This is a genomic window from Streptomyces sp. NPDC000410, from assembly GCF_040300305.1.
Taxonomy (GTDB): Bacteria; Actinomycetota; Actinomycetes; order Streptomycetales; family Streptomycetaceae; genus Streptomyces.
This window is the reverse complement of record NZ_JBEPDM010000007.1, coordinates 171,704-196,324: the sequence shown is the minus strand read 5'-3', so window position 1 is coordinate 196,324 and position 24,621 is coordinate 171,704. Positions and strand designations below refer to the sequence as shown.

Annotated in this window: 19 protein-coding genes, 1 tRNA gene and 1 pseudogene; 8 read left to right on the top strand and 13 right to left on the bottom strand. The window is 70.3% G+C overall.

Going from position 1 to position 24,621, the window contains the following annotated elements; genetic code table 11:
- Window positions 1-59 precede the first annotated feature (59 nt).
- Window positions 60-2,717 carry a DNA polymerase I gene (gene polA, locus ABT342_RS11980; protein ID WP_351571016.1) on the bottom strand — a complete coding sequence of 886 codons (2,658 nt, stop codon included), beginning with the start codon at window positions 2,715-2,717 and terminating at the stop codon, window positions 60-62.
- A 201-nt stretch (window positions 2,718-2,918) separates the two neighbouring features.
- Here polA and ABT342_RS11975 point away from each other — a divergent pair, with 201 nt between their 5' ends.
- Window positions 2,919-5,198, top strand: a complete 2,280-nt coding sequence (locus ABT342_RS11975; RefSeq protein ID WP_351570830.1) for an FdhF/YdeP family oxidoreductase — start codon at window positions 2,919-2,921, stop codon at window positions 5,196-5,198.
- Window positions 5,199-5,274: 76 nt separating this feature from the next.
- Window positions 5,275-5,751 (top strand): PaaI family thioesterase, encoded by a 477-nt coding sequence (locus ABT342_RS11970; RefSeq protein ID WP_351570827.1) that lies wholly within the window; start codon window positions 5,275-5,277, stop codon window positions 5,749-5,751.
- A 214-nt stretch (window positions 5,752-5,965) separates the two neighbouring features.
- Here the strand turns inward: ABT342_RS11970 and ABT342_RS11965 are convergent, their stop codons facing one another.
- The gene (locus tag ABT342_RS11965; protein ID WP_351570824.1) at window positions 5,966-6,172 is read right to left on the bottom strand and encodes a hypothetical protein; all 207 of its coding nucleotides are present in this window, start codon (window positions 6,170-6,172) and stop codon (window positions 5,966-5,968) included.
- Window positions 6,173-6,716: 544 nt separating this feature from the next.
- Here ABT342_RS11965 and ABT342_RS11960 point away from each other — a divergent pair.
- The 5 genes from ABT342_RS11960 (at window position 6,717) to ABT342_RS11940 (ending at window position 12,477) form a co-directional block, all read left to right on the top strand.
- Entirely contained in the window at window positions 6,717-7,946 is a 1,230-nt protein-coding gene (locus tag ABT342_RS11960) for a branched-chain amino acid ABC transporter substrate-binding protein (RefSeq protein WP_351570821.1), read from the top strand.
- A gap of 93 nt (window positions 7,947-8,039) precedes the next feature.
- Entirely contained in the window at window positions 8,040-8,969 is a 930-nt protein-coding gene (locus ABT342_RS11955) for a branched-chain amino acid ABC transporter permease (protein ID WP_351570818.1), read from the top strand.
- A 5-nt stretch (window positions 8,970-8,974) separates the two neighbouring features.
- Complete coding sequence (locus tag ABT342_RS11950) at window positions 8,975-10,795, top strand: branched-chain amino acid ABC transporter permease (RefSeq protein ID WP_351570815.1); 1,821 nt, start codon at window positions 8,975-8,977, stop codon at window positions 10,793-10,795.
- Window positions 10,796-10,798: 3 nt separating this feature from the next.
- A complete protein-coding gene (locus tag ABT342_RS11945) occupies window positions 10,799-11,764 on the top strand; it encodes an ABC transporter ATP-binding protein (protein ID WP_351570811.1) in 966 nt (321 codons plus the stop codon).
- Complete coding sequence (locus tag ABT342_RS11940; RefSeq protein ID WP_351570809.1) at window positions 11,761-12,477, top strand: ABC transporter ATP-binding protein; 717 nt, start codon at window positions 11,761-11,763, stop codon at window positions 12,475-12,477. Before ABT342_RS11945 ends, ABT342_RS11940 begins: the two co-directional genes overlap by 4 nt.
- 71 nt (window positions 12,478-12,548) lie before the next feature.
- Here ABT342_RS11940 and ABT342_RS11935 read toward each other — a convergent pair whose 3' ends face one another.
- Window positions 12,549-13,214 carry an ANTAR domain-containing response regulator gene (locus ABT342_RS11935; protein ID WP_351570806.1) on the bottom strand — a complete coding sequence of 222 codons (666 nt, stop codon included), beginning with the start codon at window positions 13,212-13,214 and terminating at the stop codon, window positions 12,549-12,551.
- A 93-nt stretch (window positions 13,215-13,307) separates the two neighbouring features.
- Between ABT342_RS11935 and ABT342_RS11930 the strand changes: the two genes are divergently transcribed.
- A tRNA-Leu gene (locus tag ABT342_RS11930) sits at window positions 13,308-13,394 on the top strand.
- Between the two features lie 253 nt (window positions 13,395-13,647).
- Here ABT342_RS11930 and ABT342_RS11925 read toward each other — a convergent pair.
- From ABT342_RS11925 to ABT342_RS11880, 10 genes and pseudogenes are all read right to left on the bottom strand, one after another.
- A complete protein-coding gene (locus ABT342_RS11925) occupies window positions 13,648-14,166 on the bottom strand; it encodes a hypothetical protein (RefSeq protein WP_351570803.1) in 519 nt (172 codons plus the stop codon).
- 26 nt (window positions 14,167-14,192) lie between these two features.
- Window positions 14,193-14,765, bottom strand: a complete 573-nt coding sequence (locus ABT342_RS11920) for a hypothetical protein (protein WP_351570800.1) — start codon at window positions 14,763-14,765, stop codon at window positions 14,193-14,195.
- A 140-nt stretch (window positions 14,766-14,905) separates the two neighbouring features.
- Window positions 14,906-16,339, bottom strand: a complete 1,434-nt coding sequence (gene pyk / locus ABT342_RS11915; protein WP_351570797.1) for a pyruvate kinase — start codon at window positions 16,337-16,339, stop codon at window positions 14,906-14,908.
- A 122-nt stretch (window positions 16,340-16,461) separates the two neighbouring features.
- Window positions 16,462-17,169 carry an SIMPL domain-containing protein gene (locus tag ABT342_RS11910; RefSeq protein ID WP_351571013.1) on the bottom strand — a complete coding sequence of 236 codons (708 nt, stop codon included), beginning with the start codon at window positions 17,167-17,169 and terminating at the stop codon, window positions 16,462-16,464.
- 87 nt (window positions 17,170-17,256) lie between these two features.
- A pseudogene (locus tag ABT342_RS11905) lies at window positions 17,257-17,958 on the bottom strand (GDSL-type esterase/lipase family protein); the annotation flags it as partial.
- A gap of 147 nt (window positions 17,959-18,105) precedes the next feature.
- A complete protein-coding gene (locus ABT342_RS11900; RefSeq protein ID WP_351570794.1) occupies window positions 18,106-18,381 on the bottom strand; it encodes a hypothetical protein in 276 nt (91 codons plus the stop codon).
- A gap of 35 nt (window positions 18,382-18,416) precedes the next feature.
- The gene (locus tag ABT342_RS11895) at window positions 18,417-19,850 is read right to left on the bottom strand and encodes a lysine N(6)-hydroxylase/L-ornithine N(5)-oxygenase family protein (RefSeq protein WP_351570791.1); all 1,434 of its coding nucleotides are present in this window, start codon (window positions 19,848-19,850) and stop codon (window positions 18,417-18,419) included.
- Window positions 19,847-21,259, bottom strand: a complete 1,413-nt coding sequence (locus tag ABT342_RS11890; RefSeq protein WP_351570788.1) for a pyridoxal phosphate-dependent decarboxylase family protein — start codon at window positions 21,257-21,259, stop codon at window positions 19,847-19,849. The genes ABT342_RS11895 and ABT342_RS11890 overlap by 4 nt, the downstream gene beginning before the upstream one ends.
- Window positions 21,260-21,666: 407 nt before the next feature.
- Window positions 21,667-24,159 (bottom strand): aminopeptidase N, encoded by a 2,493-nt coding sequence (gene pepN / locus ABT342_RS11885; RefSeq protein ID WP_351570784.1) that lies wholly within the window; start codon window positions 24,157-24,159, stop codon window positions 21,667-21,669.
- A gap of 126 nt (window positions 24,160-24,285) precedes the next feature.
- Window positions 24,286-24,621 carry a chorismate mutase gene (locus ABT342_RS11880; RefSeq protein ID WP_351570782.1) on the bottom strand — a complete coding sequence of 112 codons (336 nt, stop codon included), beginning with the start codon at window positions 24,619-24,621 and terminating at the stop codon, window positions 24,286-24,288.

The following is a 24,621-nucleotide window of genomic DNA, read 5'->3' as shown; positions in this document are numbered from 1 at the left end:
CGTGCCCCGCGCCCCGGGCAGGGGGCTGCCGGGGGGCGTGAGCCCCCCCGGCGTGACGGCTAGTGGGCCGCCGACTCCCAGTCCGGCCCCACGCCCACCGAGACGTCCAGTGGCGCCCTCAGTTCCACCGCCGTCGACATCTCGCGGCGGACGAGCTCCTCGACCTGGTCGCGCTCGCCGGGTGCGAGCTCCAGGACGATTTCGTCGTGGACCTGGAGCAGCATGCGGGAGGTGAGCCCGGCCGACTTCAGGGCCCGGTCGACGCCCAGCATGGCGACCTTGACGATGTCCGCCGCGGTGCCCTGGATCGGCGCGTTCAACGCCATCCGCTCGGCGGCCTCACGGCGCTGCCGGTTGTCGCTGTTGAGGTCCGGCAGGTAGCGGCGGCGACCGAGCATCGTCGCCGTGTACCCCGTGGCCCGTGCCTCGTCGACCACGCGGCGCAGATAGTCCCGCACGCCCCCGAAGCGCTCGAAGTACGTGTCCATCAGGGCCCGTGCCTCACCCGCGTCGATGTTCAACTGCTGGCTGAGGCCGAACGCCGAGAGCCCGTACGCGAGCCCGTACGACATCGCCTTGATCTTGCGGCGCATCTCCGCGTCGACCGCGGACCGCTCGACGCCGAACACCTGCGAGGCGACGGTCGTGTGCAGGTCCTCGCCGGAGGTGAAGGCCTCGATGAGCCCCTCGTCCTCCGACAGATGGGCCATCACCCGAAGCTCGATCTGGCTGTAGTCGGCGGTCATCAGGGCCTCGAAGCCCTCCCCCACCACGAAGCCCCGCCGGATCGCGCGCCCCTCGTCCGTGCGCACCGGCACGTTCTGCAGGTTCGGATCGGTGGACGACAGACGGCCCGTCGCCGCGACCGTCTGGCTGAACGTCGTGTGGATGCGGCCGTCCCCCGCGACGGTCTTGATCAGGCCCTCGACCGTGGAGCGCAGCCGGGCCTGCTCGCGGTGCCGGAGCATGATCACCGGCAGCTCGTGCTCGGTCTGCGAGGCCAGCCACGCCAACGCGTCGGCGTCCGTCGTGTAACCGGTCTTGGTCTTCTTCGTCTTGGGGAGGTTCAGCTCGCCGAAGAAGACCTCCTGGAGCTGCTTGGGCGAGCCGAGGTTGAACTCGTGGCCGACCGAGGCGTGCGCCTCCTTGACCGCCTGCTGCACGGCACCGGCGAACTGCTGCTCCATCGCCTCCAGATGCGGGCGATCGGCAAAGATGCCGTGCCGTTCCATCCGGGCCAGCAGCTGGGACGTGGGCAGCTCCACGTCGTGCAGCAGCTCGACCGCGCCGACCTCCTCCAGCCGCTCGCCGAACGCGTTGCCCAGATCGAGGACCGCGCGGGCCTGGGCCATCAGGGCGTCGGCCTCGGCCTGCTCCTCCTCGGTGCCGAAGGCCAGCTGCCCGTCGGCCGCGGCCGGGGCCAGCTCCCGGTGCAGGTACTCCACGGACAAGGCGTCCAGCGCGAAGGACCGGCGCCCCGGCTTGACCAGGTAGGCGGCGAGCGCGGTGTCCATCGTGACGCCCGCGATGTCCCAGCCGTGCTCGGGGAACACGCGCAGCGCCTCCTTGGCGTTGTGCATGACCTTCGGCCTGGCCGGGTCGGCGATCCACGCGGCGAAGGCCCGCTCGTCGGCCTCGTCCAGCTGGGTCGTGTCGAACCAGGCCGCCTTTCCGTCGGCGCCCGCCAGCGCGATCTCGCTGACGCTGCCGACGCCCAGCGCCCACGCGGCGACGGTGGCCACACCGAGCTGCTGCCCGCCGTGCGCCTCCAGCCAGAGGGCCAGCTCACCGGCGCCCAGCACGGCGCCGTCCAGCTCGACACCGGCCTCCGGGGCCGGGGCCTCGTCCTCCTCCGCGCCCGGGTCGACGGCGAGCAGCCGCTCCCTGAGGCTCGGGTTACGGATCTCCAGGACTTCGAGGAAGCCCTTCAGCGCGGTCCTGTCGTACGGCGCGCGCTCCAGGTCGGCGACCGCCTTCGGCAGCTCCACGTCACGGACCAGCTCCGTCAGGTGACGGTTGAGCTTGACCGACTCCAGGTGGTCGCGCAGGGCCTGGCCGACCTTGCCCTTGACCTCGTCGGCGCGCTCGACGAGCTCCGCGAACGACCCGAACTGGTTGATCCACTTCGTGGCGGTCTTCTCGCCGACGCCGGGGATGCCCGGCAGGTTGTCCGACGGGTCGCCGCGCAGTGCGGCGAAGTCCGGGTACTGCTGGGGTGTGAGTCCGTACTTCTCCTCGACCTTCGCCGGGGTGAAGCGGGTCAGCTCGGAGACGCCCTTGGTCGGGTACAGCACGGTCACATGGTCGGAGACCAGCTGGAAGGAGTCCCGGTCGCCGGTGACGATCAGCACCTCGAAACCGGCCGCCTCGGCCTGGGTGGCGAGGGTGGCGATGATGTCGTCCGCCTCGAAGCCGTCCACCGCGAACCGCACCGCGTTCATGGTGTCGAGCAGCTCTCCGATCAGCTCGACCTGCCCCTTGAACTCGTCCGGGGTCTTGGACCGGTTCGCCTTGTACTCGGGGAAGTCCTGCGAGCGCCAGGTCTTGCGGGACACGTCGAAGGCCACGGCGAAATGCGTGGGCGCCTCGTCGCGCAGCGTGTTCGCCAGCATCGACGCGAAGCCGTAGATGGCGTTGGTCGTCTGACCGCTCGCGGTCGTGAAGTTCTCCGCCGGCAGCGCGAAGAACGCCCGGTACGCCAGGGAGTGCCCGTCCATGAGGAGCAGGCGCGGACGGTTGTCGTCTGGGGTCTTCTTCGATGCTGTCTCAGCCACGCACACGATCCTGCCACGGACCACTGACAACGCCGTCCACGCGCCCCGGCCCGACCCGTCTGTCGGCGACGCGTGCCAGGATTCTCCGTGCACGACACGGTCTGCCACTGACCGCCACCGATCCCGCGCTCGTAGAGGAGCACGATGGCCAGCAAGCCGCCCTCAGGTGACCCCGTCCAGGACGCGCCGCAGGTAGAGGCGCCGCAGCACGCCGCGGCAGGGCTGCCGGCCATCGGGCACACGTTGAAGATCGCCCAGCAGCAGATGGGCCTGCGCCGCACCGTGCGGACCCTTCTCAAGGTGAACCAGAAGGACGGCTTCGACTGTCCCGGCTGCGCCTGGCCCGAGGGTGACAAGCGCCATGTCGCGGAGTTCTGCGAGAACGGGGCGAAGGCGGTGGCCGAGGAGGCGACGCTGCGCCGCGTCACCCCCGCCTTCTTCGCCGCCCACCCGATCGCGGACCTCGCCGAGCGCAGCGGTTACTGGCTGGGCCAGCAGGGCCGTATCACCGAGCCGGTCCACCTTCCGGCAGGCGGCGACCGGTACGAGCCGGTGTCCTGGGAGCGGGCCTTCGCGATCATCGCGGAGGAACTCACGGCGCTCGACTCCCCCGACGAGGCGCTCTTCTACACCTCGGGCCGCACCAGCAACGAGGCGGCGTTCCTGCTCCAGCTCTTCGCCCGCGAGTTCGGCACGAACAATCTGCCGGACTGTTCCAACATGTGCCACGAGTCCTCCGGCTCGGCCCTGACCGAGACGCTCGGCGTCGGCAAGGGCAGCGTCTCCCTGGAAGATCTGCACCAGGCCGATCTGATCATCGTGGCCGGGCAGAACCCGGGCACGAACCACCCGCGGATGCTGTCCGCGCTGGAGAAGGCCAAGCGGGCCGGCGCGCGGGTCATCTCGGTGAATCCGCTGCCCGAGGCGGGCACGGCGAAGTTCAAGAACCCGCAGACCCCGACGGGCATGCTCAAGGGAGCCGCGCTCAGCGATCTGTTCCTCCAGATCCGCATCGGCGGCGACCAGGCCCTCTTCCGGCTGCTCAACAAGCTGGTCCTGGACACTCCGGGCGCCGTCGACGACGCCTTCGTACGCGACCACACGCACGGCTACGAGGAGTTCGCCGCGGCCGCGCGGAAGGCCGACTGGGACGAGACGCTCGCCGCGACCGGCCTCACGCGGCCAGAGATCGAGCGGGCCCTGGAGATGGTCCTGGCCTCCCGGCGCACGATCGTCTGCTGGGCCATGGGCCTGACCCAGCACAAGCACGCCGTCGCGACCATCAGGGAGGTCGTCAACTTCCTGCTGCTGCGTGGCGACATCGGGCGGCCCGGCGCCGGGGTGTGCCCGGTGCGCGGGCACTCCAATGTGCAGGGCGACCGCACGATGGGCATCTTCGAGCGGCCCGCCGCCGCCTTCCTCGACGCCCTGGAGAAGGAGTTCGGCTTCGCGCCGCCGCGCCACCACGGCCTCGACGTCGTCCGGTCCATCCAGGCGCTGCGCGACGGCCGGGCGAAGGTGTTCTTCGCCATGGGCGGCAATTTCGTCGGCGCCTCCCCCGACACGGAGGTCACGGAGGCGGCGATGCGCCGCGCCCGCCTCACCGTGCACGTGTCGACGAAGCTCAACCGCTCGCACGCGGTGACGGGCACGCGCGCGTTGATCCTGCCGACGCTCGGCCGCACCGACAAGGACGTGCAGAAGGGCGGCAAGCAGTTCGTGACCGTCGAGGACTCGATGGGCATGGTGCACGCCTCGCGCGGCAACCTGCCGCCCGCGAGTCCCCATCTGCTCTCCGAGCCGGCGATCGTGGCGCGCATGGCGCGCGCCGTGCTCGGTGCCGGCTCGGCCACGCCCTGGGAGGAGTTCGAGCGCGACTACGCGACGATCCGCGACCGGATCTCCCGCGTGGTCCCCGGATTCGAGGATTTCAACACGAAGATCGCCCGCCCCGGCGGGTTCACGCTGCCGCATGCCCCGCGCGACGAGCGACGCTTCCCCACGGCCACCGGCAAGGCCAATTTCACCGCCGCCCCCGTCGAATACCCCCGGGTCCCCGAGGGCCGGCTGCTGCTGCAGACACTCCGCTCCCACGATCAGTACAACACCACGATCTACGGTCTGGACGACCGTTACCGGGGCATCAAGGGCGGCCGCCGCGTCGTCTTCGTGAACCCGGCGGACGCGCGCGAGCTGGGCCTGGCGGACGGCGCGTACACGGATCTGGTGAGCGAGTGGCAGGACGGGGTGGAGCGCCGGGCGCCCGGCTTCCGGGTGGTGCACTACCCCACCGCGCGGGGCTGCGCCGCCGCGTACTACCCGGAGACCAATGTGCTGGTGCCGCTGGACGCCACCGCCGACACCAGCAACACCCCCGCCAGCAAGTCCGTGATCGTACGTCTGGAACAATCGCGCCCCGCCTAAGCGTTCGCTCAGGCGCCGGGCGCGCAGGGCTGCCCGGGCAGTCAGACACACACGGACGACGATCGGAGCAGGGCCCATGGGCGAGCAGACGACGGTGAAGTTCCCGCAAGAGGTCATCGACGAGTACGCGGCACTCGGCATCGACCTGCCCGCCCTCTTCTCCGCCGGGACCCTCGGGACCCGGATGGGCGTACAGATCACCGAGGCCTCCGCGGAGCGCGTCGTCGGCACCATGCCGGTGGAGGGCAACACCCAGCCGTACGGGCTGCTGCACGGCGGCGCGTCCGCCGTGCTCGCCGAAACGCTCGGATCGGTCGGCTCGATGCTGCACGGCGGCAGCTCCAAGATCGCCGTGGGCGTGGACCTCAACTGCACCCACCACCGGGGCGTCCGCTCCGGCCAGGTCACCGGTGTGGCCACCCCGGTGCACCGCGGCCGCTCCACCGCCACGTACGAGATCGTGATCACCGACGAGCAGGACAAGCGGGTCTGCACGGCCCGCCTCACCTGCCTGCTGCGCGAAACGAACTCGCAACAGCCGCCTGTCGCCTGACCAGTTGTGGACTCGGGCGCGCCGGTCTAGCGTTCCCGCATGGGATTAGGACCGGCGCGCCACGGGTCCCGGCGGTGAGCGGCATCGGGCCCCTCGAACCGGGCGAGGACACCTGGGCACCCGACGAGCTGCTCGGCGGGGCCCCCGACCGGCCGGCTCGCCGCCGGATCGCCCTCCCGCTGGCCGTGGCGGCCGCGCTCGCCCTCGGCGCCGGCTATCTCTTCGCCGTACGGCCGGAGCCCGTACCGCCCGCGCCGCCGCCCGCCCCGTCCCAGGTCTTCGCCGTCTCGTACGTGAAGCCGGCCGCGCCAACGGAGCCCGGCAGCGCGTTCACCTTCCGGATCACGCTGCGCACGACGGACGGGCCGCCCGTCACGGTCGAGCGGATCGGCCAGCCGTCGTCGGCACTCAGCGTCACCACCGCCCCGGTACCTCCACTGACCGTTCCGAGGGGCGGGCACCACGAGATCCTGGTGGGATTTCAGGTACGGGATTGCATGCATGTAGCACGGAATGCAGGTCTCCCATTCCTGGAATTGACCCTGAGTAATGGGCGCACCAAGGAGGAGCACAGTTACATCCTCGGTGACCGATATGCCAGCGACCTTTCAAAAGCCCTGGTGAAAGCGTGTCCCGAAAACCGAGACGCGCGACAGCCGCCCGCGACAGGACCAAAGCCCTCCAGATCCCTGGCATGACAGGACCTAACTCGCTGACGGTCCTGCACCGTCTCGTTATGCGGACAAGACGAACCGGCCTGAATTCCCCCGTTCCACCCCACCGGATCCGCTATGCATTACGCCGTGGCATAACAAGAGAGTCACATCATTGGCCCAAGCCCTCCATATCCCCCGAACAGCCGCCTAGAGTCACGGCCAGTCACCGCGACCCACCGGATTTTCAGTTCGGTCCGCGTACGACTCGGCGCGTCCCAGGGGGGACGCCGTGCCAGGAAAGGACAGATCGTGCGTCAACGTTCTCTCATCGCCGTGACGGCCGCGCTCACCGCGGGAGCCCTCACGCTCACCGCCTGTGGTTCGCGCGACGACAGCGGCAAGACCGCCGAGGGCGGAGGCGCCACGGTCGTCATCGCCGTCGACGCCCCGCTGACCGGCGATCTCTCCGCCCTCGGCCTCGGTATCCGCAACTCCGCCGAGCTGGCGGTCAAGCAGGCGAACGAGAAGAAGTACGTCAAGGGCATCACCTTCAAGTTCGAGGCCCTCGACGACCAGGGCCAGGCGTCCTCCGGACAGCAGAACGCCACCAAGCTGGTCGCCAACAAGGACGTCATCGGCGTCGTCGGCCCGCTCAACTCCTCGGTCTCCGAGTCCATGCAGAAGGTCTTCGACGACGCCAAGCTCGTCCAGATCTCCCCGGCCAACACCAGCCCCTCCCTCACCCAGGGGCCGAAGTGGGCCACCGGCCAGAAGACCCGCACCTACAAGAGCTACTTCCGCACCGCCACCACGGACGCCATCCAGGGCCCGTTCGCGGCGCAGTACCTCTTCAACAAGGCCGGCAAGAAGAAGGTCTTCATCATCGATGACAAGAAGACCTACGGCGCAGGCCTCGCCGGCACCTTCAAGGGCGAGTTCACCAAGCTCGGCGGCACCGTCGCGGGCGAGGGCCACATCGACGCGGAGACCAAGGACTTCTCCGCGATCGTGACCCAGGTCAAGAGCTCCGGCGCGGACGTCGTCTACTACGGCGGCGAGTACCCGGCGGGCGGCCCGCTCAGCAAGCAGATCAAGGCCGCCGGAGCCAAGATCCCGCTCGTCGGCGGCGACGGCATCAAGGACAAGAAGTACGTCGAGCTCGCCGGCGCCGGCGCCGCGGGCGACCTGTGCACCTCGGTCGGCGCGCCCGTCGAGACCCTGCCGTCGGCCAAGGAGTTCGTCGCGAACTACAAGAAGGCCGGCTACAAGGACGACTACTCGGCCTACGGCGGCTACTCGTACGACTCCGCCTGGGCCATCATCGAGGCCGTCAAGAAGGTCGTCGAGGGCAACGGCGGCAAGCTGCCCACCGACGCCCGCGCGAAGGTCATCGAGGCCGTTCAGGGCGTCTCCTTCGAGGGTGTGACCGGCAAGGTCTCCTTCGACGAGTTCGGTGACGCCACCAACAAGCAGCTGACCGTCTACAAGGTCGAAGGCCCGGACTTCAAGGCCGTCGAGTCCGGCACCCTCGGCAGCTGACCCTCCCTCTCCACACCCACTCCTGCCGCGCGGGGCGCGCACCACGGCGCCCCGCGCGGTGTCACATCCGTCGAAAGACTCGGAGGACCTGCGGTGCACGAACTGCCGCAACAGCTGGTCAACGGCCTGCTACTGGGATCAATGTACGGGCTCGTCGCCATCGGCTACACGATGGTCTATGGCATCGTCCAGCTCATCAACTTCGCACACGGCGAGATCTTCATGACCGGCGGCTTCGGGGCCCTCACGGTCTGGCTGATGCTCCCCGGCGGCACCACCATGTGGCTGGCCCTGCCACTCATGATCATAGGCGCGGTCATCGTGGCCACCACCATCTCCGTCGCCGCGGAACGCTTCGCCTACCGGCCACTGCGCAACGCGCCCCGGCTCGCCCCGCTCATCACCGCCATCGGGCTCTCGATCGTGCTCCAGCAGGCCGTCTGGGCCTGGTACCCCGACGCGAGGTCCTCCATCGTCTTCCCCGAGATCGCGGGCGGCCCGTTCCACCTCGGCAGCATCACCATCCAGACCGGTGACGTCTTCCTGCTCATCGCCGCCCCTCTCTCCATGGCCTTCCTCGGCTTCTTCGTCATGAAGACCCGCACCGGCCGCGGTATGCAGGCGACCGCCCAGGACCCGGACACGGCCAAGCTGATGGGCATCAACACCGACCGCATCATCACGGTCGCGTTCGCCCTCGGTGCCCTCTTCGCCGCCGTCGGAGCCGTCGCGTACGGCCTCAAGTACGGCGAGGTCAACTACAGGATGGGCTTCATCCTCGGCCTCAAGGCCTTCACCGCCGCTGTCCTCGGCGGCATCGGCAACATCTACGGCGCCATGATCGGCGGGCTGGTCCTCGGCCTCGCCGAGGCCCTCACCACCGTCTACATCGACGAGATCCCCGGCTTCGAGCAGCTCGGCGGTCAGCCATGGGGCAACACCTGGGCGTTCGTACTTCTCATCCTCGTGCTCCTCGTCCGGCCGCAGGGCCTGCTGGGTGAGCGCGTGGCGGACAGGGCGTGAGAACCATGACGACCACCATCACCGCGGACCCCGCGAAGATCCCCACGACCGAGAACAAGGGCTTCATCGGCATCCCCGAGAAGACCGCCCGCGCTCTCGCCACCGCGGGCGGCGCCCTCACCGTCGCCAGCTGCTTCCTGTCCTGGACCTGGACCGCCGAGTTCCCCGGCGACCTGACCGTCTACGGCTACCCGGGCGGCCTCCAGTGGCTCGTCCTGGTCGGCGGCGCCCTCACCACCCTGTTCGGTCTCGCCTCCTACGGCGTCAAGGGCCTCGGCTGGCTCGCCCCCGCGGGGACCGACGCGGCGATCAAGCTCTCCGCGCTCGCCGCCTTCGCCACCGCCTGGTACACCGTCATCGCGATTGTCGTGCAGCTCGGCGCCCTGGTGGACCTCGAGCCGGGCGGCGGAGTCGTCGCCCTGACCACCCTGCTCACCCTCGTCGGCGCCCTCGCGCTCCCCTTCCAGCGCCCCGCGCTCGAAGGCCCCGACCCCGACGACGACGGCTGGGACCAGTTCAAGCACAACGCCGGCAACCGGTGGACGACCGTCAAGGCCGCCTTCACCGCCGGGACCCCCGCCCCGGCCCGGCAGCTCCCGGCCTACGCCGAGATCCTGCTCATCACCCTCGCCCTCGCACTCGGGCTCGGCGTCTTCACGTACGGCGTCACCACGCCGTACCAGGAACTCTTCATCGGTTTCCTGATCACGGCGGGCTTCGGCTTCGCGGCACTCAACAAGGCCGGTCTGGTGGCCCGGTTCACGGCCCTCACCAACCGGCACCGCAATGTCGCCCTCGTCGGCGCGTTCGTCGCCGCGGCGGCCTTCCCCCTCACCCAGACCGACGACCAGTACGCGAACCTCGGCGTCAACATCCTGATCTTCGCGACCGTCGCCCTCGGCCTGAACATCGTCGTCGGCCTCACCGGCCTCCTCGACCTCGGATACGTCGCCTTCCTCGGCGTCGGCGCCTACGTCGCCGCCCTGGTCTCCGGCTCGCCCAACTCGCCGTTCGGCGTGCACCTCCCCTTCTGGGCCGCACTCCTCATCGGCGCCGCCGCCTCCATGGTCTTCGGTGTCCTCATCGGCGCTCCCACCCTGCGCCTGCGCGGCGACTACCTCGCCATCGTGACGCTCGGCTTCGGTGAGATCTTCCGTATCACCATGCTCAACCTCGACGGCACCTCCGGTCCCGACGTCACCAACGGCCCCAACGGCATCGCCGGCGTCCCGAACATCAACCTCTTCGGGTTCGACTTCGGCGCGGAACACACCTTCGCCGGATTCACCATCGGCCGGTTCGCCAACTACTTCCTGCTGATGCTGCTGATCACCCTCGTGGTGATCCTGGTCTTCCGCCGCAGCGCGGAATCCCGCATCGGCCGCGCCTGGGTCGCCATCCGCGAGGACGAGACCGCCGCCGAGGCCATGGGCATCAACGGCTTCCGCGTCAAGCTCATCGCCTTCGCCCTCGGCGCCACACTCGCCGGCCTCGCCGGCGCCGTACAGGCACACGTCAACTACACGGTCACCCCCGACCAGTACGTGTTCGCCAACGCCGTGCCCCCGAACTCGGCCTTCCTGCTCGCCGCGGTCGTCCTCGGCGGCATGGGGACCATCTCCGGACCGCTCGTCGGCGGAGCGCTGCTCTTCCTGCTCCCCAACAAGCTCCAGTCCCTGGGCGAGTACCAGCTCCTCGCCTTCGGCATCGCGCTCATCGTCCTGATGCGCCTGCGCCCCGAGGGCCTCATCCCCAACCGGCGCAACCAGCTCGAGCTGCACCCGTCGGACGACGCACCCACAGTCCTCGGCAAGGCAGGGGCCTGACCCATGACGACCAGCACCACCGCCACCACGGCGGAGACCGTTCTCGACGCCCGTGGCGTCACCATGCGGTTCGGCGGCCTCACCGCCGTCAAGAGCGTCGACCTCACCGTCAGGAGCGGGGAGATCGTCGGCCTCATCGGACCCAACGGCGCGGGCAAGACCACGTTCTTCAACTGCCTCACCGGCCTCTACATCCCCACCGAGGGTGAAGTCCGGTACAAGGGCACGGTCCTGCCCCCCAAGTCCTTCAAGGTCACCGCGGCCGGCATCGCCCGCACGTTCCAGAACATCCGTCTCTTCAGCAATATGACGGTCCTGGAGAACGTGCTCGTCGGCCGCCACACCCGGACCAAGGAAGGACTCTGGTCCGCCCTCCTGCGGCTGCCCGGCTTCCACAAGGAGGAGGAAGCCAGCCGCAAGAAGGCCATGGAGCTGCTCGAGTTCATCGGCCTCGCCCACAAGGCCGAGCACCTCGCGCGCAACCTCCCCTACGGCGAGCAGCGCAAGCTCGAGATCGCCCGCGCCCTCGCGAGCGACCCGGGCCTGATCCTGCTCGACGAGCCCACCGCCGGTATGAACCCTCAGGAGACCCGGACCACCGAAGAGCTCATCTTCGCCATCCGGGACAAGGGCATCGCCGTTCTCGTCATCGAGCACGACATGCGCTTCATCTTCAACCTCTGCGACCGGGTGGCCTGCCTCGTCCAGGGCGAGAAGCTCATCGAGGGCACCGCGACCGAGGTCCAGAGCGACGAGCGCGTCGTCGCCGCGTATCTCGGCGAGCCCTTCGAAGGCGCCCCCGGCGCCGAGGAGGCCGCCGAGGTCGAAGCCGCCGAGGCCGAGGCCGCGGAGGCCGTCCTCGCCGACGCCGAGGACACCGCCGGGGACGCCGAGGACTCCGGTGATTCCGGGGACGCCGAGGCGGACAGCACCACGAGCACCACCGGCACGGACGGAGAAGCCAAGTGACCGCACTCCTCGAGGTCGAGGACCTCCGCGTCGCCTACGGCAAGATCGAAGCCGTCAAGGGCATCTCGTTCAGCGTCGAGGCCGGGCAGATCGTCACCCTCATCGGCACCAACGGCGCGGGCAAGACCACCACGCTGCGGACCCTCTCGGGACTGATCAAACCGCGCGGCGGCCAGATCAAGTTCAACGGCAAGTCCCTCAAGAAGACCGCCGCACACGAGATCGTCTCGCTCGGGCTCGCCCACTCACCCGAGGGCCGGCACATCTTCCCGCGCATGACGATCGAGGACAACCTCCTCCTCGGTGCCTTCCTCCGCAAGGACAAGGACGGCATCCAGAAGGACGTCCAGCGCGCCTACGACCTCTTCCCCATCCTGGGCGAGCGCCGTAAGCAGGCCGCGGGCACCCTGTCCGGCGGCGAGCAGCAGATGCTCGCCATGGGCCGGGCGCTGATGTCCCAGCCCAAGCTGCTCATGCTCGACGAGCCCTCCATGGGTCTCTCCCCGATCATGATGCAGAAGATCATGGCGACCATCGCCGAGCTCAAGGCCCAGGGCACGACCATCCTGCTGGTCGAGCAGAACGCCCAGGCCGCGCTGTCCCTGGCCGACCAGGGTCACGTCATGGAGATCGGCAAGGTCGTCCTGTCGGGCCCCGGCCGCGATCTGCTGGTCAACGAGGACGTCCGCAAGGCGTACCTCGGCGAGGACTGAGCAGTACGGATACGACTCAGGCCCGCGCCCCGGATCCGGGGTGCGGGCCTGAGTCGTACCTACGCGAGCGGCTACTGCCCCTTCGCGGCCTTCTTCTCCTCGGCGTCCTCGATGACCGCCTCGGCCACCTGCTGCATCGACAGCCGCCGGTCCATCGACGTCTTCTGGATCCACCGGAAGGCGGCGGGCTCCGTCAGGCCGTACTGCGTCTGGAGGATGCTCTTCGCCCGGTCCACGAGCTTGCGCGTCTCCAGCCGCTGGGAGAGGTCCGCGACCTCCTTCTCCAGCGCCTTCAGCTCCGCGAACCGCGAGACCGCCATCTCGATGGCCGGGACGACGTCGCTCTTGCTGAACGGCTTCACGAGGTACGCCATCGCGCCGGCGTCGCGGGCCCGCTCCACCAGGTCCCGCTGCGAGAACGCGGTGAGCATCAGGACCGGGGCGATCGACTCCTCGGCGATCTTCTCGGCGGCGGAGATCCCGTCGAGGACCGGCATCTTCACATCGAGGATCACGAGGTCCGGGCGGTGCTCCCGGGCCAGCTCGACGGCCCTCTGTCCGTCACCGGCCTCGCCGACGACCGTGTAGCCCTCTTCCTCGAGCATCTCTTTGAGGTCGAGGCGGATGAGCGCCTCGTCCTCGGCGATGACGACACGGGTCGTCAGCGGCGGGACGTGCGACGTGTCGTTCGCGTCGTCGGCGGCGGGCTGGGGCGACTCGGGCTCGGGGGCGGTCACGGTACTCCTTGGTACGGGGCGGGGTACTGCTCCCCCGAGCCTACCTACTGGGCCTGCGCAACGCGCACACGGTATGCTGCACGCGGTCATCTCGCCGGGTTGGCGCAACTGGCTGACGCGGAGGTCTCAAACACCTCTGTCCGAAAGGACGTGTGGGTTCGAATCCCATACCCGGCACCATCGAAACGAAGCGGATGTTCACACTCTGGTGAACATCCGCTTCTCGCTGTGTACGGCGGCCCGAGCCGAAGGGGCGCGCGGGCGTCGAAAGGGAGACCGCGCACAGGCCCCGAGGAACGAGGGGCCGAGCACGATCGACCGTCGACGTCTGCTGAAGCGCCCCGGAGGCGAGCCGAGCCCGAAGGTCGCGCTCACGCTCCGGGTCGGGCGTGGAGCAACTGGTTGACGTCACGCGTGGAGCAGCTGGTTGACGTCACGCGTGGAGCAGCTGGTTGAAGAACGAGCGGTAGCGCTGGAGCGCCACGCGCAGCTCCTCGGTCTGGATGTCCTCGCCGCGGCTCCACTGGGCCTCGAGGTCCTCCTTGTGGTCGGCGAAGGTCGCCGCGAGGGACTGGATCACTTCGGCGACCAGGGCGTCGGCGGTCCGCACGGCGTCCCTGGGGTCGTCGACGAAGGTGCCCTGGATCTGCTGCCAGCGGTCGCGGTAGCCCTCCGCGTCATCGGGCGGGATCAGGGGCTGCCCGTCGTCCTCAGGGGCCGGCTCCTCAGCCGCTGTCGTCGCCTCGGTCCGCTCGTCCTGCCCGGAACCGGGCACCGGCGCGGCCTCGCCCGGGTAGGCGGGCGCGGCATCCTCGCGGGCGGTGTCCTCGGGAGAGGCGGTCTCGTCGGGGTAGGCGGTGTCGTCCCGTCGGGTCTCCCCGCCGGGGTGCGCGAGATCCTCGGTCGTGAGGCCGCGCTCGGGTGCGTCGTGGGTGCTTTCGGGGTTGCGCATGTCAACTCACCTCGCTCGACGCGCGATCAGGCCGCGTCGTGCCGTGGTTGTCGATCGGGTCGGTCGTCGGTGCCGCTGAGCAGCTCCTGGAAGAGCGCGCGGTAGTGCACCATCGCTCCGCGCAGTTCTTCGGTGGTCGCCCTGCCGTCCTGGTTGCGGACGTTGACCTCGTGGGCGGCGCGGTAGTGCTCCAGGGTGCGTCCGTGTTCCACGGAGAGGTCCCTGAGCATCTGGTCGTAGCCCTCCGTGGGATAGCCGCGGTCCCTCATGAGCTGGGTGACGAGACGGTCGGCGTCGTCGACGCTGCGTCCCGGCTGGTCCACGAAGTGTTCCTCCGCGCCCTTCCACTCCTCGGCGTACCGGTCGCGGGCTCCTGGGGGCAGTTCCCTGATGTCGAGCTTCCGATGCCGCTGCTCCCGGGAGCGCAGATCGCGTTCGGCGGCATGCCGGCTGTCCTCGGCCTCCATGGTCCGGTCGTATTCGGGTCCGAACCGCTCTTTGAGGTGGCGTCTGCGCATGGCGAGCCAGAGCCCCAGCGCGATCAGGATCAGGAGGACCGCGATGGGGACGATGATGGCGATGAGTGTTTCTGTGGACATCCGGACCTCCACGTGCGTCCGTTGTCGGCGGGCCCTGTCGTACGGGACTCCTGTACTCGCCGACTGCCCAGGAAGAGTGCGAGCAAACTTGACGCCCGCTCGCCGCCTCCCCGTCGCCCTGCTCGCTGCCTGCCCGTCGCCTACAGGGGGCTGTCGTCCTCGCCGATGCGGTGCACGCGCACCAGGTTCGTCGAGCCGGCCACTCCCGGCGGGGAGCCGGCCGTGATCACCACGGTGTCGCCCTTGGCGCAGCGGCCGATCTTCAGGAGCATCTCGTCGACCTGGGCGACCATCGCGTCCGTGGACTCGACGTGCGGGCCGAGGAAGGTCTCCACTCCCCAGGTGAGGGTGAGCTGGGAGCGGGTGGCCGGGTCCGGGGTGAAGGCCAGGAGCGGGATCGGGGAGCGGTAGCGGGAGAGGCGGCGGACGGTGTCGCCGGACTGGGTGAAGGCGACCAGGAACTTCGCCCCGAGGAAGTCGCCCATCTCGGCGGCGGCGCGGGCGACCGCGCCGCCCTGGGTGCGGGGCTTGCTGCGGTCGGTCAGCGGCGGGAGGCCCTTGGCGAGGATGTCCTCCTCGGCGGCCTCGACGATGCGGGCCATCGTCGTGACCGTCTCGACGGGGTACTTGCCGACGCTGGTCTCGCCGGAGAGCATCACGGCGTCGGTGCCGTCGATGACGGCGTTGGCGACGTCGGACGCCTCAGCGCGCGTGGGGCGGGAGTTGTCGATCATCGAGTCGAGCATCTGGGTGGCGACGATGACCGGCTTGGCGTTGCGCTTGGCGAGCTTGACGGCGCGCTTCTGGACGATCGGGACCTGTTCCAGGGGCATTTCGACGCCGAGGTCGCCGCGCGCGACCATGATGCCGTCGAAGGCGGCGACGATGTCGTCGATGTTGTCGACGGCCTGGGGCTTCTCGATCTTCGCGATGACGGGGAGGCGGCGGCCTTCCTCGTCCATGACGCGGTGGACGTCCTCGATGTCGCGTCCGGTGCGGACGAAGGAGAGGGCGATGACGTCGGCGCCGGTCCTGATCGCCCAGCGGAGGTCCTCGATGTCCTTCTCGGAGAGCGCGGGGACGGAGACCGCGACGCCGGGGAGGTTGAGGCCCTTGTGATCGGAGATGACACCGCCCTCAACAACGGTGGTGTGGACACGGGGTCCGTCGACGGCGGTGACTTCGAGGGCGACACGACCGTCGTCGACGAGGATGCGCTCGCCGGTGGTGACATCGGCCGCGAGGCCCTGGTAGGTGGTGCCGCAGATATGGCGGTCGCCCTCGACGGCGTCGACGGTGATGGTGAACTCATCGCCGCGTTCAAGGAGTACGGGGCCTTCGCGGAAGCGTCCGAGGCGGATCTTCGGGCCTTGAAGGTCGGCGAGTACGCCGACGCTGCGGCCGGCCTCCTCGGAGGCTTTGCGAACGTGCCGGTAACGCTCCTCGTGCTCGGCGTAGGTGCCGTGGCTGAGGTTGAGGCGGGCGACGTCCATTCCGGCTTCGACCAGTGCCTTGATCTGGTCGTATGAATCGGTGGCGGGCCCAAGTGTGCAGACGATCTTTGCTCGGCGCATGGTTTCGAGCCTATGGCTTACCGACGGGTAGAGAATTGGCTGCGCGTGACTACTCAACAACCTTTGCGTGAAGGGTTATTGACAAGTGTTGAATTGTGCAGGGGCGCGCTCTGATGAGCAATTCACAGCTGTGGCGGGGTCATCGTGAAGCGGGCGTTGACCTGGGCGTAGACCGTCTGGCGCTGCGGTTCGAGGTCGAGTGCGGGGGCGGCCTCGGCGGCGGCACCGAAAGCGACGGCACGCAGGCCGCCCGGTGCCTGCGACGCGGCGTACGGAACGGGCGCCTCGGCCCCCAGGTCCGCGAGCTCGACGAGGGCGGCGAGTCGGGCGCCGAGGGCTTCGGCGTATTCACGGGCGCGCTGGACGGCTTCGCGGACCGCCTGGCGACGGGCCTCGCCGTGGGCCGGGGAGTCGGGGCGCAGGGACCACCAGGGGCCGTCGACGCGGGTGAGTTCGAGGTCGGCGAGGCGGGTCGTGAGTTCACCGAGGGCGGTGAAGTCGCCGAGCACCGCTGTGACGTGGACACGACCGTGGTAGGCGCGGACGCGCTCACCACGGCCGTGCCGGGTCAGCTCCGGGCTGATGGAGAACGCCCCGGTCTCCAGTTTCTCGACCGCCTCGCCGTACGACTTGATGAGGCTCAGCACCTCGCTGTTGCGGCGTGTGAGGTCCTCCAGCGCGTCGCGCCGGTCCGTGCCGCGGGCGCTCACGGTCACCCCGATGCGGGCGATCTCGGGGTCGAACTCCAGCAGGGCCTCCCCGCGCACGGCGACGCGCGGGGTCTCGGGGGTTCCGTAGGGCGTCGCGTACGGAGCGGCGTCGCTGGTCATGGGGGCTCCCTCGGCCGGTGTCCTGGCAGAGTACAGCTCCGCGGACAGGCCCTGGAGCTCCAGCGTGGCGAGGTCGACGGCGTCGGCCATCGCCCTGACGCCCGCGTCGTTCAGGTGCAGGCCGTCGCCGCAGTCGAAGTCGGCGCGGATCCGTGAGGGGTCGGCCGGGTCCTCGACCGCCGCGGCCACGTCGATCAGCGCGTCGTAGGGGCTGTGCGCGCGCAGCCAGGCGTTGACCCGCAGACTGACGGCCTGGCCGGCCTCGGAGGAGTAGCCGTCGATGACACAGCCCGCGTACGGGCCGATGGTGGTGCCGATGACGGTCGGCCCGGAGTCCTTGATACGGCGGGCGAGGCTCTGGAAGCCGTCGATGAGATCCTCGGCGGAGGCGGGGGCCGCGGGCTCGGGATGGCTTACGAAGCCGGGCATGCCGAGGTCGTTGAGGCCGAAGGTGACCAGGACGTGGGTCACTCCGGGGACCGTGAAGACGTCCCGCTCGACGCGGTCGAGCGCCCGCACGCCGATCTCGTCGGTGAGCAGCCGGTTTCCGGAGAGGCCCTGGTTGACGACCCAGCCCCGCTCCAGGCGCTCGTTGAGCTGGTGGGGGAAGCGGGCGTTGGCGCCGAGGGAGGTGCCGGCGCCCTCGAACCAGGAGTCGCCGAAGGCGACCGCGACGGCCGTGCCCGCCGGGGCGAGGACGTCGGCGCCGCTCAGGTAGTAGCGGGACTCGGACTCCTCGATGTCCTCGCGGCCTTCGAAGTCCTTGTCGGACGTGGCGTTGCCCGGCACGGTCCAGGAGGTCTCGGAGGCGATGCCGGAGAAGGTGGCGAGGCCGGTCTCGTGCGGCAGGTACAGGCTGAGCACGAGGTCGTCACCGGCCCGTACGTCGCGCTCGACGGGGTCGCTGACGACCTCCTCGCCCACCGGGACGGTCAGTTAGGCCGCGCCGCCGAAGAGCAGGGGCGCGTCGGTGGAGGGGCCGATTCCGTTGCCCGCGGTGCGGGCGGCGAGCCGGGCCTCACCGATGACGAGCGGCTGGGTGCCGTAGCGGTTGCTGAGCAGGATCCGTACCGCCGAGCCCCCGCCGTCGAGGTGGACGACCTGGCGGAGGGTCTGTCCGGCGAAGGCCCGGGACGTGAAGACCTGCATGGTTTCGTGCGGGTCGACGGTCGCGGAGCGGAAGCCCGCCACCCGGGTGTGCGTCGTCGTCATGACCGTGCCGGCGCGGCGATGATCACGAGTGTTTCCTACTGCACGAGAGGGGTGAAGGCCTCCCCCGCCTGGCCGGGCAGCCGCGCCGCCTCCCGGCGCTCGAGTCCGAAGGTGGTGAAGGCGGTTCGCTGGGGCAGCGGGTAGGGCTCCTTGCCGGTGAGCGAGTTGAGGATGCTCGCGCTGCGCCAGGCGGCGAGGCCGAGGTCGGGGGCGCCGACGCCGTGGGTGTGCCGTTCCGCGTTCTGTACGTAGACCGAACCGGTGACGGAGGGGTCGAGGACGAGCCGGAACTGGTCGTCGATGCGCGGGCGCTCGGAGGAGTCGCGGCGCATGTACGGGTCGAGGCCGGCGAGGATGCGGTTGAGGGGGCGCTCGCGGTAGCCCGTGGCGAGGACGACGGCGTCCGTGGTGAGGCGGGAGCGGGTGCCCTGCTGGACGTGTTCGAGGTGGAGCTCGACCTTGGTGGTGGCGACGCGGCCGGCGGTACGGACGTGGACCCCGGGGGTGAGGACGGCGTCGGGCCAGCCGCCGTCGAGGGTGCGGCGGTAGAGCTCGTCGTGGATGGCGGCGATGGTGTCGGCGTCGATGCCCTTGTGGAGCTGCCATTGGCGCGGGACGAGTCCGTCGCGTACGGACTCGGGCAGGGCGTGGAAGTAGTGGGTGTAGTCGGGGGTGAAGTGTTCGAGGCCGAGCTTCGAGTACTCCATGGGGGCGAAGGCCTCGGTGCGGGCGAGCCAGTGGATCTTCTCGGCCCCGGCGGGGCGGGCGCGCAGGAGGTCGAGGAAGATCTCGGCGCCGGACTGGCCGGAGCCGATGACGGTGATGTGCTCGGCGGCCAGCAGCTGGTCGCGGTGACTGAGGTAGTCCGCGGAGTGGAGGACCGGGACGGCGGGGGCCTCGGCGAGGGGCCGCAGCGGTTCGGGGACGAAGGGCTCGGTGCCCACGCCGAGGGCGATGTGGCGGGTGTAGGCCCGGCCGAGCGATTCGGCCTGGCCTTCGGTGTCGAGCTGGGTGAAGTCGACTTCGAACAGGGCGCGTTCGGGGTTCCAGCGGACGGCGTCGACCTGGTGGCCGAAGTGGAGTCCGGGCACGTGGTCGCTCACCCAGCGGCAGTAGGCGTCGTATTCGGCGCGCTGGATGTGGAAGCGCTCGGCGAAGTAGAAGGGGAAGAGCCGCTCGCGGCTCTTGAGGTAGTTGAGGAACGTCCAGGGGCTCGCGGGGGCGGCGAGGGTGACCAGATCGGCGAGGAAGGGGACTTGGAGGGTGGAGCCTTCGATGAGCAGGCCGGGGTGCCAGTGGAAGGTGGGGCGCTGTTCGTAGAAGGTGGCGGCGAGGCCGCCGGGGACGCCGTGGGCGAGCGCGGCGAGGGAGAGGTTGAACGGCCCGATGCCGATACCCACCAGGTCGTGGGGCTGGTCGAGGTCGCGGGCGCCTGGGGCGGGGGTGCCTGGGGCGGAGGTGCCGGTCATCGGGGGGTGCTGCCTTCCACGAGTGCGATGAGGGTGTCGAGGTCGCCGGGGGTGGCGTGGGGGTTGAGCAGGGTCGCCTTGAGCCAGAGGCGGTCCGCCGCGCGGGCGCGGCCGAGGACGGCGCTGCCCTGGTGGAGGAGGGTGCGGCGGATTCCGGCGACGGTGTCGTCGCTCGCGCCGCGCGGGCGGAAGAGGACGGTGGAGAGGGTGGGCCGTTCGAAGAGCTCCAGCGCCGGGTGCTTCTCGACGATGTCGGCGAAGTCGCGGGCGGCGGCGATGGTGCCGTCGACGAGGCCGGCGAGGCCGCTGCGGCCCAGCGCCCGGAAGGTGACGGCGATCTTGAGGATGTCGGGGCGCCGGGTGGTGCGCAGGGACCGGCCGAGGAGGTCGGGGAGTCCGGCTTCGGTGTCGTCGTCGGCGTTCAGGTAGTCGGCGGTGTGGGCGAGGGGGGCGAGCAGTGCGGCGTCCGGGACGGCGAGGAGACCTGCGGCGACCGGCTGCCAGCCGAGCTTGTGCAGGTCGAGGGTGACGGACTGGGCACGGTCGAGGCCGCCCAGCAGCTGCCGGTGGCGGGTACTGAAGAGGAGCGGTCCGCCGTAGGCAGCGTCGATGTGGAGTGCGGCCCCGTGCCGGTCGCAGAGGTCGGCGATGGCGGGCAGGGGGTCGATGCGGCCGGTGTCGGTGGTGCCGGCGGTGGCGGTGACCAGCACGGGCCCGCTCAGGCCGGCGAGGGTGGCGTCGAGGGCCGCGAGGTCGGTGACGCCGTCGGGGGCGGGGACGGTGACGGGCTCGGGGAGGCCGAGGAGCCAGGCGGCGCGGCGGACTGAGTGGTGGGTGTGGGCGCCGCAGACGGCTTGGACGGGGGCGCCGTGGCGTTCGTGTGCGCGTTCCCGGGCTCGCTCCCGGGCTCGCTCCCGGGCGAGGAGCAGGGCGAGCTGGTTCGCCTCGGTGCCGCCGGTGGTGACGAGGGCGTCGGGCCTCGGGCCGTCCGGGTACACCTCGGTGGCCAGTGCGCGGGTGACCTCGGCTTCGAGAGCCGAGGCGGCGGGGGCCTGGTCCCAGGAGTCCAGAGAGGGGTTGAGCGCGGACGCGGCGAGGTCGGCTGCCACGGCGAGGGCGAGCGGCGGGGTGTGCAGATGGGCGGCGCACCGGGGGTCGGCGGGGTCGGCGGCGCCGTGCGCGAGGGTGCGTACGAGCGTACGCAGGGCTTCGTCGGCGCCGCTGCCGTGCTCGGGGACGACCGGGGTGACGGCGTCCCGCACGGCCGCGGCCACCGCCTCGGGGCCGCCTGCCGGGAGCGGCCCGCCCCGCGCCCTGGCTCCTTCGCCGAGCGCGTCGAGTACGGCGCCGAGCAGGGGCCGCAGCGCGTCGGGTCCTGTGGTGCCTCCTGCGAGGGGCGGGATGCTCATGGGACGGGTCCTTCGGGAGCGCGGGTTTCCCGCCAGGGTGGACGGGGTTGTGGTGCGGGTGCCCGCAGAGCTCAACGATCTCGACCCGAAAGTGGTACTGCCCCGTGGTGAGCGGCAGATGGCTGCCCACTGCCTGGTATGGGCGGGGGGTGCGCCTGCGGCGGGCTTCTTTCCCCTACCCGCCCCTTCCCACAACTGGGGCTCCGTCCCAGCCCTGGTTTTGCGGGGGCTCTGCCCCCGCACCCCCCGCGCCTCAAACTCCCCCTACGCCCTGGCGGGCGTGGGGACCCCCAGCGAGGCTGGCGAATCCAGCCCGTCCGAGGTCCCCCCCACGCCCCAGGGAGTAGGTAGAGGGAGGGGCGGGAGAAAGCCCGCCCCTCCCCCACTCGGCCCCGCCGCCTGCCTGCTCAGCTGTCCCGTACGGCCAGCGCCCTGCGCAGGTCGTCGAGTTGGTCGATGAGCTTGCGGCGCAGCGCCGGGATCATGTCGCCGTCGCGGAGCCGGTCCTCGCCGAGGCGGAGGGCTTCGGCGTCGATGGCGTACGCCGGGAAGGCGTAGCGGCCCGCTGCCTCGGCGATGGCGGGGCCGCGGCGGGCGGCGGTGGCGATGGCCGCAGGGTAGAAGGCCGGGACGTACTCGCGTACGAGGTCGGCCTGTTCGGGCTGCCAGAAGCCCTGGGCGGTAGCGCTGAACAGGTAGTTGGACAGGTGGTCGGAGTCGAAGAGCCGGGACCAGGCGGCGGCCTTCGCCTCGGGGGTGGGCAGGGCGGCGCGGCAGCGGGCGGCGCCTTCCTGGCCGGTGGCGCTGGGGTCGCGGTCGAGTTCGGCGGTGATCTCGGTCTCGTCGGTGGCGCCGAGGACGGCGAGCCTGGCGAGGATACGCCAGCGCAGTTCGGGGTCGAGGCCGGGTCCGCCGGGAATGCTTCCGGAGTCGAACCAGTCCCGGATCGTGTCGGGCTGGGTGGCGACGTCGATGAAGTGGCGTACGGCGGCGAGCCGCAGTCCGGGGTTGTGGCCGTCCTCGGTGCGGCGGATCAGGTCGCGGGTGAGGGCATGGAGGGTGGCGAGGGCCGCGGGCCGGTCCTCGGGGGTGACGTAGCGGTCAGCGATGTGGGGGCCGGCGAAGGCGAGGACACCCTGCACGATGGCGAGGTCGCTCTCCTCCGGGAGGTGGGCGCGGGCGGTTTGGAGGTAGGTGTCGGGTTCGAGGTGGCCGTCGCGGACCATGTCGCGCAGACAGTTCCACAGGACGGCGCGGGTGAGGGGGTCGGGGACGGCGGCGAGGCTGCGCAGGGCGGATTCCTCGGAGCCCTTGTCGAGGCGGATCTTGGCGTAGCTGAGATCGCCGTCGTTGAGGACGACGAGGGCGGGGCGGCGGCCGGGCCTCGCGGCGGGCGGCTCCGTCTGGGGTACGTCGACCTCGAACCGCTCGCGCAGGACGAGGCTCCGGCCGTCTATCAGGTCGCGGTCGTAGGCGCCGACGGCGATGCGGTGGGGGCGGCTGCCGGCGCGGTCCACGGTGAGCTGCCAGGAGCCGTCGGCCTCGGCGATCGCGGGGGTGAGGGTGTCGACTCCGGTGGTGCGCAGCCAGTGCCCGGCCCACGCGTGCACGTCGCGGTCGGTGCTCTCGGCGAGGGAGTCGATGAAGTCGGCGAGGGTGGCGTTGCCGAAGCGGTGGCGGGTGAAGTGGAGGTTGATTCCGGCGAGGAAGTCCTTCTCGCCGAGCCAGGTGACGAGCTGGCGGAGAGCGGAGGCGCCCTTGGCGTAGGAGATGCCGTCGAAGTTGAGCATCGCGGACGCGGTGTCGGGAACGGCGTCCGGGTCGGGGGCGACGGGGTGGGTGGAGGGACGCTGATCGGCGTCGTAGCCCCAGGCCTTGCGGGAGATGCCGAAGCCGGTCCAGGTGTCGGTGAAGCGCGTCGCCTCGACGAGGGTCTGGTAGCCCATGTACTCGGCGAAGGACTCGTTCAGCCAGATGTCGTCCCACCAGCGCAGCGTGACCAGGTCGCCGAACCACATGTGGGCCATCTCGTGCGCGATGGTGACGGCCCGGCTCTGCCGCTCGGTGTCGGTGACGGCGGAGCGGAAGACGTACTCGTCGCGGAAGGTGACCAGGCCCGGGTTCTCCATCGCACCGGCGTTGAATTCGGGGACGAAGGCCTGGTCGTACGAGTCGAAGGGATACGGCTCCTCGAATTTCTCGTGGTAGCGGTCGTAGCAGGCGCGGGTGATGCCGAGGAGCTCCTCGGCGTCGGCGTCGAGGTGGGGAGCGAGGGAGCGGCGACAGTGGATACCGAAGGGGAGTCCCGCGTGCTCGGTGCGTACGGAGTGCCACGGTCCGGCGGCGACGGCGGCGAGGTAGGTGGAGATACGAGGGGTGGGGGCCGCGGTCCAGCGGCCGTCGCCGTGGTGGGTGGTGATGCCGTTGGCGAGGACGGTCCAGCCGTCGGGGGCGGTGACGGCGAGCTCGAAGACGGCCTTGAGGTCGGGCTGGTCGAAGGCCGCGAAGACACGCTGCACGTCGTCCATGAAGAGCTGGGTGTAGACGTACGTCTCACCGTCGGTGGGGTCGGTGAAGCGGTGCATGCCCTCGCCGGTGCGGGAGTAGCGCATGGCGGCGTCGATACGGAGCTCGTGCTCGCCCGCCGTGAGCCCCTTCAGCGGCAGCCGGTTCCCGGCGAGCGTCTCGGGGTCGATGTGCTGTCCGTCGAGGGTGACGGAGCGCAGGGTGGCGGGCTTGAGCTCGAGAAAGGTGTCCGCGTCCGTGCGGGCAGTGAACCGGATCACGGTTCGGGAGTCGAAGGTCTCCTCGCCGGTGGTGAGGTCCAGGTCGATCGTGTACCGCTGGACGTCGAGGAGCTGGGCTCGGATCTGCGCTTCGTCGCGCGTGAGTACGGACATGGAGGTCATGCTGCCGGATGGGTGTGCCCGCGCACACGGGACTTTCATTGCGCTGAGAGCGCACAGAGAAACTGCAGGCCCGGGCACGGGTCAGGGGTTGATCAGCGGGGACCGCCGGAGCCGGGGTCAGCTGCCGTCGTCGGAGCTGCGACTGTCGGAGCCGCCCGCGATCGTCTCGTGGTGGCGGATGACCTCCGCGATGATGAACGTCAGCAGCTTCTCGGCGAACGCCGGGTCCAGGTTCGCGCTCTCCGCGAGCTGGCGCAGCCGAGTGATCTGGCGGGACTCGCGGGCCGGGTCGGCGGGTGGGAGGTGGTGGGCGGCCTTGAGGTGGCCGACCTGCTGGGTGCATTTGAAGCGTTCCGCGAGCATATGGACGACGGCGGCGTCGATGTTGTCGATGCTCTCGCGCAGCCGGGTCAGCTCGGCCTGTACGGACTCGTCGATGTCGCTGGTGGTCAT